Origin of the sequence: Nocardia nepalensis, assembly GCF_048910785.1 — a bacterium.
GTDB classification, from domain to species: domain Bacteria; phylum Actinomycetota; class Actinomycetes; order Mycobacteriales; family Mycobacteriaceae; genus Nocardia; species Nocardia nepalensis.
Window position 1 is genome coordinate 255,339 of sequence record NZ_JBKBET010000041.1, and the last position, 12,705, is coordinate 268,043.

General features: G+C 67.6%; 12 protein-coding genes. 2 read left to right on the forward strand and 10 right to left on the reverse strand.

Annotated features, from left to right (window positions below; all coding sequences use genetic code 11):
* Both ACHQ4I_RS41055 and ACHQ4I_RS41060 read right to left on the reverse strand, forming a co-directional pair.
* Entirely contained in the window at window positions 1-870 is an 870-nt protein-coding gene (locus ACHQ4I_RS41055) for an MlaE family ABC transporter permease (RefSeq protein WP_420777318.1), read from the reverse strand.
* On the reverse strand, window positions 870-1,706 hold the full coding sequence (locus tag ACHQ4I_RS41060) for an MlaE family ABC transporter permease (protein ID WP_420777319.1): 837 nt from the start codon (window positions 1,704-1,706) through the stop codon (window positions 870-872). The genes ACHQ4I_RS41055 and ACHQ4I_RS41060 overlap by 1 nt, the downstream gene beginning before the upstream one ends.
* A 155-nt stretch (window positions 1,707-1,861) precedes the next feature.
* On the opposite strand from ACHQ4I_RS41060, the gene ACHQ4I_RS41065 reads away from it, so the two are divergent.
* On the forward strand, window positions 1,862-2,509 hold the full coding sequence (locus ACHQ4I_RS41065; RefSeq protein ID WP_420777320.1) for a class I SAM-dependent methyltransferase: 648 nt from the start codon (window positions 1,862-1,864) through the stop codon (window positions 2,507-2,509).
* Window positions 2,510-2,605: 96 nt separating this feature from the next.
* Window positions 2,606-3,259, forward strand: a complete 654-nt coding sequence (locus ACHQ4I_RS41070; RefSeq protein WP_420777321.1) for a histone deacetylase — start codon at window positions 2,606-2,608, stop codon at window positions 3,257-3,259.
* Window positions 3,260-3,261: 2 nt separating this feature from the next.
* On the opposite strand, the gene ACHQ4I_RS41075 is transcribed toward ACHQ4I_RS41070, so the two are convergent.
* From ACHQ4I_RS41075 to ACHQ4I_RS41110, 8 genes are all read right to left on the reverse strand, one after another.
* Window positions 3,262-4,143 (reverse strand): alpha/beta fold hydrolase, encoded by an 882-nt coding sequence (locus ACHQ4I_RS41075; RefSeq protein WP_420777453.1) that lies wholly within the window; start codon window positions 4,141-4,143, stop codon window positions 3,262-3,264.
* A gap of 198 nt (window positions 4,144-4,341) precedes the next feature.
* Window positions 4,342-5,487: an acyl-CoA dehydrogenase family protein gene (locus ACHQ4I_RS41080; protein WP_420777322.1), complete on the reverse strand. Its 1,146-nt coding sequence runs from the start codon at window positions 5,485-5,487 to the stop codon at window positions 4,342-4,344.
* 435 nt (window positions 5,488-5,922) lie between these two features.
* Window positions 5,923-6,822, reverse strand: a complete 900-nt coding sequence (locus ACHQ4I_RS41085) for a lysophospholipid acyltransferase family protein (RefSeq protein WP_420777323.1) — start codon at window positions 6,820-6,822, stop codon at window positions 5,923-5,925.
* 182 nt (window positions 6,823-7,004) lie between these two features.
* Window positions 7,005-8,471 (reverse strand): GTPase HflX, encoded by a 1,467-nt coding sequence (hflX, locus tag ACHQ4I_RS41090; RefSeq protein ID WP_420777454.1) that lies wholly within the window; start codon window positions 8,469-8,471, stop codon window positions 7,005-7,007.
* A gap of 608 nt (window positions 8,472-9,079) precedes the next feature.
* Complete coding sequence (gene dapF, locus ACHQ4I_RS41095) at window positions 9,080-9,958, reverse strand: diaminopimelate epimerase (RefSeq protein ID WP_420777455.1); 879 nt, start codon at window positions 9,956-9,958, stop codon at window positions 9,080-9,082.
* A gap of 27 nt (window positions 9,959-9,985) precedes the next feature.
* On the reverse strand, window positions 9,986-10,831 hold the full coding sequence (locus ACHQ4I_RS41100) for a TrmH family RNA methyltransferase (protein WP_420777324.1): 846 nt from the start codon (window positions 10,829-10,831) through the stop codon (window positions 9,986-9,988).
* Window positions 10,828-11,745 (reverse strand): tRNA (adenosine(37)-N6)-dimethylallyltransferase MiaA, encoded by a 918-nt coding sequence (miaA, locus tag ACHQ4I_RS41105; protein WP_420777456.1) that lies wholly within the window; start codon window positions 11,743-11,745, stop codon window positions 10,828-10,830. Before miaA ends, ACHQ4I_RS41100 begins: the two co-directional genes overlap by 4 nt.
* 62 nt (window positions 11,746-11,807) lie before the next feature.
* On the reverse strand, window positions 11,808-12,596 hold the full coding sequence (locus ACHQ4I_RS41110) for a class III extradiol ring-cleavage dioxygenase family protein (protein WP_420777325.1): 789 nt from the start codon (window positions 12,594-12,596) through the stop codon (window positions 11,808-11,810).
* Window positions 12,597-12,705 lie beyond the last annotated feature (109 nt).

Sequence of the window (12,705 nt, forward strand, 5' to 3'; positions counted from 1 at the left end):
CTACCCCGAAATCCTGATGCCGACATCGAGTCCCCAGAACGCGATCGTCATGATCATGTCCGCGATAACCACCAGCACCAGGCTGGCCCGGATCGCGCGCCCGGAGGCCCGGCCGACGCCCTCGGGCCCGCCGGTGGCGTAGAAGCCCTGGTAGCCGTGGATCAGGATGATCATCACCACGAAAACGGTCGCCTTGACCAGCGAGGCGAGGACGTCACCGGGTTGCAGGAAGGCGTCGAAGTAGTGGTAGTAGGTGCCCGAGGATTGGCCGTGCAGCACATTCACCACCACCGCGCACGACAGGTAGCTGAGGATCAGCGTCAGCAGGAACAGCGGCACGATGGTGATGACTCCCGCGATTACCCGGGTGGTCACCACGAACGGAATCGGCCGGATGCCAATGGCTTCCAGCGCGTCGATCTCCTCGGAGATGCGCATGGCGCCGATCTCGGCGGTCATCCGGCAGCCCGCCTGGGCGGCGAAGCCGATCGCGGCCACCATCGGCGCCATCTCCCGGGTATTGGCGTAGGCGGAGACGAATCCGGTCAGCGGACCCATGCCGACCATATTCAACGCCGTGAAACCCTCCACCCCGATGGAACCGCCGACCGCGACGCCGAGGAAGATCAGCACCGCCACGGTGCCGCCGCCGACGATCAAAGCGCCACTGCCCCAGGTGATATCGGTGAGCACGAGCATGGTCTGGCGGCGATAGGCGCGCAGTGTATGCGGCACCGCGGCCAGCACCTGCGCGACGAAAGTCACTTGATGACCAAGGGATTCGAGCACGGTCATCGGCGCGCGGACGCCGCTCGCGGCAACCCGGCCCGCCGTTCCGAAGGGTTGATAGCGCGCGGGTACCTCGACCATCAGCCCACCCGCTGCGGGATGAACATCGAAACCAGCTGGGTGATCACGAGATTGACGCCGAAGGCCGCCATCACCCCGATCACCACGGCGGCATTCACCGCATTGGCGACCCCCTTCGGTCCCGAATGCGCCTCCAGACCGCGCTGGCAGGCCACGATCAATACGATGACGCCGAAGATCACCGACTTCACGATCGCCACGACCAGATCACCCATCGATGCGAAGGCCGCGAACGAGGACAGATAGCTGCCCGGCGTGACGCCTTGGAATCCGACGGCTATCACATAGCCGGTGAAGACGCCCATGAAGATGATCAGCAGGCACAGCAGCGGAGTCAGCAGAATCATCGCCGCCAAGCGCGGGGCGACCAGCCGCCGCACCGGGTCGATCCCCATGGTGCGCATGGCGTCCACCTCTTCACGGATGGTGCGCGCGCCCAGATCCGACGCGATCGCCGAACCCGCCGCGCCGCCGAGCAGCAGCGCGGTCACCATCGGCGCGCCCTGCCGGATCACCCCGAGCCCGCCCGCCGCGCCCGCCACCGAGGTCGCGCCCACCTGCTGGGTGAGGCTGCCGACCTGGACCGAGACGATGACACCGAACGGAATCGCCACCAGCACAGCCGGAATGGCGGTGACACTGACGATGAACCAACCCTGCTGAATCGTCTCGCGCCACGGATGGCGCAGCGCGACAATGTCGCGGACCAGGTACCCGAAGGCCGCCACTGTGAGTTGCAGCGCCCGGCCGAAGGTACGCAGCCCGGAGAAGACCAGATCCAGCCCCCACCTGATAATTGGCTCCGGTAATCGAGCCACCCTGTCAACGAGCGCCAACTTGACCCCACCTTGCGTCTTGCCCTGCTGAGACAGTAACGCTTACCTGACTGACATATCACTCTTTGCGAAAAATTCGCATCCGCCCCGGTCAGGGGCTTCCCAATCTGTCTCAGACAACTTAGGCTGGGCTAAACCTTCGGAAAGGGACAACGATGTCTGCCATGCAACACGCGCCCGCGCGGGCCCTCAACGGGCTGGTGACGCACGGGTGGAACCGGGCCGCCCAGCTCTACAACTTCCCGATCCTGCAGCGTCTGGCCTATCGCCCGCCGCAGGACGAGATCATCGCTCAGTTGCGGCGCAGCGGGGCGCGGCGGATCGCCGATGTCGGTTGCGGCACCGGCATTCTCGCCTCGCGCATCGCATACGAATTGCGGCCGGAGGTGGTGTACGGCTGCGACGCGTCAGTGGGAATGTTGAAGCAGGCGAGGTCGCGTTCGGACCAAGTGCAGTGGCGTAATCGGCAGGCCGAAGATCTCGGGTTGCCCGACGAGGCGGTGGAGGCGGTGGTGTCCACGCATGCGTTCCACTTCTTTGACCATGCGGCGGCGCTCGCGGAGTTCCATCGGATACTGGTTCCCGACGGATTGCTCGCGATCGTGATCAATAACCCGCGCAGCCGGTGGGCCATGGCATTGCAGCCGCCCGCGGTGCAGGGTCTGGCGTACTTCCCGCCGCCGGACGAGATGCGCTCGCTGGTCGAGGCGGCCGGATTCACCATCACCGAGCAGCGGCCGGTGCGTCGGCCGATGCCGAATTCGATGGTGCCGGATGTGCTCACGGTGGCCCGGCGCGGCTGAGAAAGCCCGCCCTCCGGCGCGGCTGGCCCAAGCGTGGCATGCTCGATTCATAGGCGATTTCGAATCGAAGGTGGGTGTGATGCCCGGACCAGCGCCATGACCGCCACCGTGTGGTACGCGTCCTACGGCTCGAATATGCATCTGAGCCGCTTTCGCTGCTACCTCGCCGGAGGCACACCCGACGGCGGCGCAATGACACTGCCCGGCTGTCGTGACCGGGCCGAACCGCTGCGCTCGGTCCCGATCACACTTGCGGGCCTGCAGTACTTCGCCACCGAATCACTGACCTGGACCGGCGGCCGAGCCTTCTACGACCCCGACGCCCCCGGCGAGACCCCCGCCCGCGCCCACCTCGTCACCATCGCCCAGTTCTCCGATATCGCCGCCCAGGAGATGTACCGAGCACCCGGCACCGACCTGGACCTGACCGAGGCAATCACCAACGGCCGCCTGACCATTGGGCCCGGCCGCTACGAAACCCTCGTCTGCACAGGCACTTTCGAAGGCCATCCGGTCTTCACCATCACCGCGCCCTGGCGCTACACCGACCTGCCCGGCAACCCGCCCGCTGCCACCTACATCCGCCATCTCGCGGCGGGCCTCACCGAGTCCCACGCATGGGCCGTCGAGGAAATCGCCACCTACCTCGCCACTCGCCCCGGCGCGGATCTCGGCTGGACGCCCGCGACCATCGCTGCCCTGCTGGACAGTCAGCCCACTCAGCCGGCGGCGGAGACGATCGGTCCGTAGTCCTAGTCGGTGTCCGTGATGCGCAGGATCTCCTCGACGATCAGCTCCGGTTCGGTGAACATGATGAGATGACCCGAGCGCTGCGCCTGGACCAGTCGACCGTTGGGGAAGGCGGCCGCGGTACGGCGATGCGCGGCGGTCAGCGCTGTTCGGGTCGTCTTGTCGAGCCGTGGCAGTTTCGTTCCGGTAATGACGCTGACCTCGAGCGCACCGAGTTCGTGGGGCTGTTCGCGGAGGTTTCGCAGACCCTCGGTGAATTGGTCCTGTTCGGCGATCATGGTTCGCGCGGCTCGCATCGTGAAGTCCTCGGCGCGATGCTCGGCGGCGACGTCGGCGGGTTGCCTACCGCCCATCCGGCTGCCGAGCAGCCGATACAGGCCGGATCCGGCGAGCGCGGGCATGAGGACCCGGGTCATCGCATACCGCTTCCGCGCCGAGGGCAGGAAATACAGTTCGCAATTCTCATCGCTCTGGTCGACCAGCACGATGCCTTGAACGCCTGCGGGATTCGCCCGCGCGGCGACCCGCACGATGGGGCCGCCCCAACTGTGCCCGACGAGGATGACGGGCCCATCCCCCAGTTCCCGAAGAACCGCGGCGAGATCGTCGGCCATCCGGTCGAGCGTGCGCGGTCGCGGATCGTCATCGCTGCGCCCCGTCCCGGACCGATCGTAGACAACGGCGCGTACGCGCTCGGCCACCACAGGCTGCACCAACCCCCAGATCGAGCGCGAAAATCCCATCCCCGACTCGAAGACAACGGTCGGCCCACCCGTTCCGCGCACCATATAGTGCAGCCGACGGCCGTCGGTTGTCGTCGCGAATCCGCTTGTCCCGAAGGTGTGTACCTCTTGGCGCCCCTGCCCGGCGACCCGCTCGATCACTGTGCCCAACCCGTCTTCCGTCGATGGTCCGCGGAGCTCGCTGTGCCTGCCGCTCGAGCCTCGATGGCCCGATTACAGGACTAGACAAGTTCGGCCGATGATGCAAACCGATCCGCTATCGGCCGAGTCGATCTCGGCGGGGGCACTCCAGCCGGAGGCGGGGCGAGCGCCGCCGACTGGAGTCGAAACCGGCTGCGGTCAGGACAGTTTCAGCGAACGCCCGATGATTTCCTTCATGATCTCGGTGGTGCCGCCGTAGATGGTCTGGACGCGAGCGTCCATGTACGCCTTGGCGATCGGGTATTCCTTCATGTAGCCATAGCCGCCGTGCAGTTGCAGGCAGCGGTCGATGAGGTCGAGCTGTTCCTCGGTGCTCCACCATTTGGCCATGGCGGCGTCCTCGACGGAGAGCTTGCCCGCGTTGAGATCTTCGATGAAGCGGTCCACCAGGACGCGGACGGCGGTGGTCTTGGTGGCCAGTTCGGCCAGCACGAAGCGGGTGTTCTGCAGTGCGCCGATCGGCTTGCCGAAGGCCTTGCGGTCGCGGACGTACTGGATGGTCATATCCAGGCAGGCTTCCATGGCCGCGGCCGCCATGACGGCGATCGACAGGCGTTCCTGCGGCAGGTTGTGCATCAGGTGGATGAAGCCCATGCCCTCGGTGCCGAGCAGGTTCTTGCCGGGGACGCGGACGTCGGTGAAGCTCAACTCGGCGGTGTCCTGGGCCTTGAGGCCGAGCTTGTCGAGGTTGCGGCCGCGTTCGAAGCCGGGCATGCCGCGCTCCACGACGAGCAGGCTGAACCCCATCGCGCCCTTGGTCGGATCGGTCTGGGCGACGACGATGACGATATCGGAGTTGATGCCGTTGGTGATGAAGGTCTTGGCGCCGTTGAGGATCCAGTCGTCGCCGTCCTTGACCGCGCGGGTCTTGATGCCCTGGAGGTCGGAGCCGGTGCCTGGTTCGGTCATCGCGATGGCGGTGATGATCTCGCCGGAACAGAAGCCCGGCAGCCAACGCTGCTTCTGCTCGTCATTGGCGAGCTCGAGCAGGTAGGGGGCGATCACATCGTTGTGCAGCGCGAAGCCTAGACCGGAGTACTGGCCGCGCACGGACTCCTCGGCGACGATCGCGTTGTAGCGGAAGTCCTTGACCCCGCCGCCGCCGTACTCCTCCGGCATGGCCATGCCGAGGAATCCCTGTTTACCGGCCTCGAGCCAGACAGCGCGGTCGACGATGCCCTGCTCTTCCCACTTCGCGTGATTCGGCGCGACGTGCTGATCGAGAAACTTGCGGAACGACTCCCGGAACAGCTCGTGTTCGGGTTCGAACAGTGTGCGCTCCACGCCAACCTCCTAGTGACCACACGGCCGGTCCACACCGACCCGTCGTTGCTACATACGGTACCCGGAACGAGAACCATCGTTCACTTCCGGTCCCGAAATCGTCGTCTCACCTGGACCGGTGGAGGCGATTCAGCGAGCAAATCGGCAAACGCGGGCGATCACGAAGGCACCCCCGGGCCCTGCGCCAGCACCGGCCACGACGCCTTCAGCGTGTCTTGCCAGACCGGAGTGGGTTCAGGCGGGCTGGAAGTCGTAGGTAGCGGAGATGCCGCCGGTTCTGCGGTTTGTGCGCGCGACAGTTGCGCGCGGCCCCGAGCACGCCGCCGACGGCGACCTGGTTGGCGCGGCAGCCGACCCCGGGCATGGCGTGCGGGCAGTCGAGTGTGCCCCACCGGCCCGGAATTCCGATGAGCGGCGGCAACTCCGAGAGTGAACTCAGAACAGACTGCGCAGCCGGCCCAGGAGTGTGCGGCCCGGATCCCGATCGCGCTCACTGAACAGGAACCTCAGTTCCTCCTCCAGTTCCTTGCGCACCACATCGCGCAATTCCACCGCAGCGACGTGTTTATCGACCGCATCGCGCCACGGCGTCGGGTCGATCGGCGCACCGGCGGAGAAGTAGAAACGCTCGGGGCGCGGAATGCCGGTCGGGCCGACACCGCGCAGCAGCGGCGGGGTCAGCTCCCGGTTCAGGCCGAGCGCCTCCACGGCCCAGCGCAGCGGTCGCATGACCGGGTGGTCGCCGTCGAAGACGATGTCGTAGGCGTCGTCGACACCGATCATCGCCACCGGGACGATCGGCGCGCCCGCCTCGATCGCCATATGCGCGAAGCCGGAGCGGCCCTCCCACTTGAGGACGTACTTCTCGTTCTTGCGGCGCACCGCCTCCCGGCCGCCGCCAGGAAAGACGATGACGGCCTCGCCGCGCGCCAGCAGCGCCAGACAGTTGCGGCGGTTGCCGCGCACCGCGCCGAAATGGTGCAGCAACTGGCGGACGCCGGGCACGTTGATGAGCACGTTCTCGGCCAGCCCGCGGATCAGTCGCCCGCGACGGCGCAGCACCTCGGGCAGCAGCAGCGGCGCATCGATACCGCCCATCAGATTGTGGTTGCCGACCAGCAATACCGGGCCCTCGGCCGGAATGTTCTCCAAGCCGTAGAACCGCGGGCTCGTCCACGCGCGCAACGGCGCGAGCAGCGCGTCGAGCACTCGGATATCGGTGTCGGTGAGCGAAACCGACAGTGGCGCACCGTCACTCAGCACTGGCGTGGCGAGCGACGAATCACCGGAGCGCCGATCACCGGAATCGGCCGAACCGGAGTGGTCATGCGACATTGAACCCTCCTGATGTCGATTCGATGACGATAGCGCAACGAATTCGCCTGTGTCGCACCGGATGTGCCGGCGATGCGCTACCGACCGGCCGGTCCGTGAGCGAACTGGGCCGACGCGTCCGCCACCCGGCCACCATCAGGGACGTGGCCGACTGCTCGCCGGTCGCTGGATGCCGTAACGGCTCAGCGTGACGACCCATTGGTCTCGACCGAATCCGATCCATCGGTTTGCGCCGAACCACCCGCGTGCGCGTACTGCGACAGTGCCGCGGCCAGCGCGTGCGGAACTCGGGCGCGCACCCGGGTGCCGCCCTCCTCGTGCTCGGAGGTGGTGATGCGCCCGTCCGCGTGGATGCGGGCGAGCAGATCGCCACGGGTGTACGGCAGCAGCACGCTGATCTCGACATCGAGGCCGCCGAGCACCTCGGCCAGGCGCTCGCGCAGTTCGGGGATGCCGGTCCCCTTGCGCGCCGACACGTAGGACGCGTCGGGCAGCATGGCGCGCAACCGGGTGAGCTCGACCGGTTCGACCGCATCGATCTTGTTGACCACCAGCAGTTCCGGCGGCGCTGGCGTGCCCGACTGCTTGATCACGTCGGTGATCACCTCGCGGACCGCCTTGATCTGTTCGGCGGGCAGCGCGTCGGAGCCGTCGACGACGTGCAGCAGCAGATCGGCGCCGGTGACCTCCTCCAGGGTGGATCGGAACGCCTCGACCAGCTGAGTCGGCAGATGCCGCACGAAGCCGACCGTGTCGGTGAAGACGACCTCGCGGCCGTCGTCCAGTTCGGCGCGGCGGGTGGTCGGATCCAGGGTCGCGAACAGTGCGTCCTGGACCAGTAGGCCCGCGCCGGTCAGGGCGTTCATCAGACTGGATTTGCCCGCATTGGTATAGCCGACGATCGCGACCGACGGGATGCCGCTGGACGTGCGACGGGCCCGCTTGGTGTCGCGCGCGGTCTTCATCTCGCGAATCTCGCGGCGCAGCTTGGCCATTCGCTCGCGAATCCGACGCCGGTCGGTCTCGATCTTGGTCTCACCGGGACCACGCAGACCGACACCGCCACCGCTGCCACCGGCTCGACCACCGGCCTGCCGGGACATGGACTCACCCCAACCGCGCAGCCGCGGCAGCATGTATTCCATCTGGGCGAGCGAGACCTGCGCCTTACCCTCGCTGGAGGTGGCGTGCTGGGCGAAGATGTCCAGGATCAGCGCGGTCCGGTCGATCACCTTGACCTTGACGACCTTCTCCAGCGCGGTCAGCTGCGCTGGGGTCAGTTCACCGTCGCAGATCACGGTGTCGGCGCCGGATTCGAGCACCACGGCGCGCAGTTCGTCGGCCTTGCCGGAACCGATGTAGGTGGCCGGGTCCGGCTTGTCGCGACGCTGGATCAGGCCCTCCAGGACCTCCGAACCCGCGGTCTCGGCGAGTGCGGCCAGTTCGGCCATGCTGGCCTCGGCCTGGGTAGCCGAGCCCGCGGTCCACACGCCGACCAGCACGACCCGTTCCAGGCGCAGCTGCCGGTACTCGACCTCGGTGATATCGGTGAGCTCGGTGGACAGACCGGCGACACGACGTAGCGAGGAGCGTTCGTCGAGCTGCATCTCGCCGACCGTGGGATCGGCGCTCCACCCGGACCGCTTCATCCGCGCGGCGTGCTCGGCTACTACGTCACCGATGTCTTCCGTCGTGTCCTCGACGGCCTCGACGAGGTCCTTGTCGTCGTCGGCCGGAGTGAATTCATAAGTCTTCGATTTCGTCATACACCATCCATGCTGCCACGTGAGCTCGCATATGTGCATTCGGTTATCCCGGACACGGCCGACGCCGGTGGTTCACCCCGGTTCGGGCGAGCCGCCGACTCCGACACGTTCTCCGCGGTTCTGCTACCAGGAAACCGTGACCCGAATCCGCAGGTCGTGATCCCGGCCGGCCTCAGCGCGCACAGCAATGCGGCCCGCGCGCGGCACCCCCGGATCATCCCGGGGGGACCACGTAGTTCGATTCCCGGTGCGCCTCGATCGACGCGCTGTCCGGGTGCGGTAGATCGTCGCTCGGCTCAGCGAGTCGGGCGGCCAACCTGCTCGCGGCCGTAACCCCGCTCAGGTTGTCCAGGGTGGTTCGGGAAGACGCGACGTGCGCTGCTGGGCGTCGGTCCCGATGGCATTGATCGTCTCCGTTCTCAGTGCTGGTTGATTCCGAGCACTGCGGAGCACGGTGGGCCGGTGCGGACCGAGACCGCGCGAGTAGCGAACTACGTGCTCGCCCACCAGTTTTCGGCAATCCGACCGGTTGCCACCAGCACCGAAGGCCCGCGCAGCCACGCGACCCCCTCGGCGAGGCGGACGGTGACCTCACCGCCCGGCACTCGGACGCGAACCTCGCCGCTGTCGGTGGCGATGCGGAAACCGTTGGCGGCCAAGGCGGCCGCCGCGGTGGCGACGGTTCCGGTTCCGCAGGAACGGGTTTCGCCGACGCCGCGTTCGTAGACGCGCATATCGACCGCACCGTCGACCAGTCCGGTCACGATCTCGACATTCACGCCCTGCGGGAACAGATCCGGATCGAATCCGGGGGCGACGGTGAGGTCGAGTTTGGCAAGCGCGTCGACGGACAGGCTCGCATCGACACAGGCCAGGTGCGGATTGCCGACATCGATGCCGATGCCGGGAAATGCCCAGCCGCCGATGGTCGCGGTCGATGGGCCCAACTCACGCACGACCCCCATGCCGACGGTCACCTCACCGTTGACCGGTCCGCCGCTGTGCACGGTGACCGGACGGGCTCCGGCCCGGCTGCCGACCACGTAGTCCGCACGTGATTCGAGTCCCTGCGCCGCCAGATAGTGCGCGAAAACCCGCACGCCGTTGCCGCACATCTCGGCGATCGAGCCGTCGGCATTGCGGTAGTCCATGAACCAGTCGGACTCGGCGACGCCCTCCGGAATCTCGGCGAGCACACCGGCATCGCGCAGCGCGCCCGCGCGCGCCACCCGCAGCACACCGTCCGCGCCGAGGCCGCGCTGGCGATCGCATAGCGCCGCCACCCGGTCCGGGGTCAGGTCCAGGCGGACCTGCGGATCGGGCAGCACCACGAAATCGTTCTGGGTGCCATGCCCCTTGGTGAACTCGATATCCGACACGTCGCGCATTCTCCCTGCTTATCGTCCTCGAACCAACGTACGGCGCTGCCGCGAAATTTCGTAGAGCGCGACCGCCGCGGCCGACGGCGCGCCGAGCGAGCTGGCGGTGCCGCCCATCGGGATGTAGACCATATCGTCACAGGCCTGCTGCCAGGCCGCGCTCATGCCGCTGGTCTCGTTGCCGACGACCAGGATGGTCGCCTCGGTGAAGTCGTAGTCGAAGACCGCGTCCGCGCCGTTCTCGTCGGTACCGACGATGCGGGTCGGGATGCCGCGCCGCACCTGCCGGTCGCGGAATTCGAGCACCTGCGCGGTCCCGGCGGCACGGAATACCGGCATGGCGAACAGCGAACCGGTGGACGCGCGGACCGACTGCGGGTCGTATTGGTCGGCGCCGTGGCCGGTGACGACAATGCCGCTGGCGCCGAACGCGTCGGCGGAGCGGATGAGGGTACCGAGATTGCCCGGCGAATTGGGCCGGTCGAAGACCACCACGACCGGTGGCGCCGCGTCACCGGGTTCGCCGGGTTCGAAGGTATCGAGCTCGGGTTGTTTCGATATCGCGACGGCCACCAATTCCGGTATGCCGGAGGACTTTTCGCCGAGTTCGGCCATCAGCTCCGGAACCAGGCCGACCTGCGGTACGCCACTGGTCGCCAGCAGTTCGCGCGCCCAGCTCGACAGCTCGGGCGTGCCGAGGCGGTAGAGCATGGTTTCCAGGGGCCAGTCGTTGGCGATCGCCTGGGTGATCGGACGCACGCCCTGTACGAGGAAGCGACCGTCGCGGTGGCGTTTGGTGCGGTTGTTCAGGTACGCCTGCCACACCTGCACCGAGGCATTGCGGGTACTCACACGACGGGTCACTGCGGCATCGGTTCTTTCTCGAGCAGGGTCAGCACGGTCGCGACCAGATCGGGATCGGCGCCGTCCACCCAGCGCACCCGGGGATCGCGGCGGAACCACGAGCGCTGCCGCCGGACATAGCGCCGGGTGCCGATCAGGGTGCGTTCCTGTGCGTGGTTCAGGTCGTATTCGTTGTCCAGGTACGACAGGACTTGTGCGTAGCCGATCGCCCGGCGCGCCGTGACGCCCTCGCGCAGGCCCTGTTCGATCAGACCGCGTACTTCGTCGACGAGACCGGCCTCGAACATCCGCGCGGTGCGCAGTTCGATGCGCGCGTCTAGTTCGGCGGTCTCGCGATCGACGCCGATGATCACGGTGTTCCAGCGCGGTTTTCCGATGGCTGGCGCGGAGGCGGCGAACGGGCGGCCGGTGAGTTCGACGACCTCTAGCGCGCGGACCATGCGGCGGCCGTCGGTGGGCAGGATGGTCGCGGCGGCGGCCGGATCGGCCTTCGTCAGCGCATCGTGCACCGCGGCGACGCCGCGCTCGGCCAGTAGCGCCTCCCAGCGCGCGCGGACCGTGGGGTCGGTGGCCGGAAACTCCCAATCATCCAGCAGCGCTTGGACGTACATCATCGAGCCGCCCACGATGATCGGGGTGCGGCCGCGGGCCATGATCTCGCGCACGTCGACACTGGCCGCGGCCTGGTAGGCGGCGACGGTCGCGGTTTCGGTCACGTCCAGGACATCGAGTTGATGGTGCGGGATGTCGCGGCGTTCGGCCGGAAGGAGTTTCGCGGTGCCGACGTCCATGCCGCGGTAGAGCTGCATCGCGTCGATGTTCACGATTTCGCCGCCGAGACGTTCGGCGAGATCCAAGCCGAGATCGGATTTGCCGGTGGCGGTGGGGCCGACGACGGCGATCGGGGTCAGCACGTTGCCGGACAACGGGTCCGGCTGCGGGTGCGTCCGCTCCGACGGATGCGAGTGCGAGTCGGTCACGAATCACCGCCCGATGCACTGGGCCGCCAGACGCTCACCTGATAGCCGACGCCGAACGGGGCGGCGCTGTAGAGGGTTTCGACGGAAGGGGCCTTCGAATCGGCGGCGAACAATCCGGCGAGTACCTGATAGGCCGCGCGCCCGGACAGTGCCAGTTCGGCGCACAGTGCTGGGTCCAAAGCGAGCAGTCCACCCGTATCGCCCTGCGCCAGCGCCCGGTCCAACTCGCGCTGCACGCCTGCGGCGCGCTCGTCGAGATAGCCGGGTGCCTTCAGACTCAAGGTCGCGGCGCCGTCGGCGATCACGAGAACGCCCGCCGGTTCGGGTGAGCCGTCCAGGGCGGTACGCAGTTCCGCGCCGATCCGGGCGCACCGATCGACGGGGGTGTCGGCGGCGACGACGGTCGTCGGGGCCACCGCCTCGGGTGCGATCTGTCCACGCAACCACCCGGCGATCAGAGCGGGCAGCGGCTGCTGCGGATCCGCTGTGCCGGGAGTGTGCCGGGCTCGCGATAGCGCGTCGTCGGAGAGCGCGACCTGGACGTCCGCACCGAAACCGCGGAAGGTGCCGACCGCATCGGGGCCCACGACCTGCGCGGCGTCGCCCACTCCGATGACCGTCCAGTGTCGAGTCGTCGCGGCCAGCGCGCCCACAGCGGTGAGCGCGGCCGCACGCAGTACGGCTGGCGCATCGCCGGGATCGGTCCCGACCGCGTGCGCGATACCGCCGCAGAGCTCGGGCACCAGGATCGGCGGCGACGGGACCAGGGCCGCAATGGAGAACACGCCGTAACCGTAGTCGTTGGCCGAACGAGCGATCCACACCGCCGCTGCCGTGGCCCCGAAGGCCCGGCTTCGAGTGTCTCTGCCGCAAACCTGCCCGAGATTGATAGTG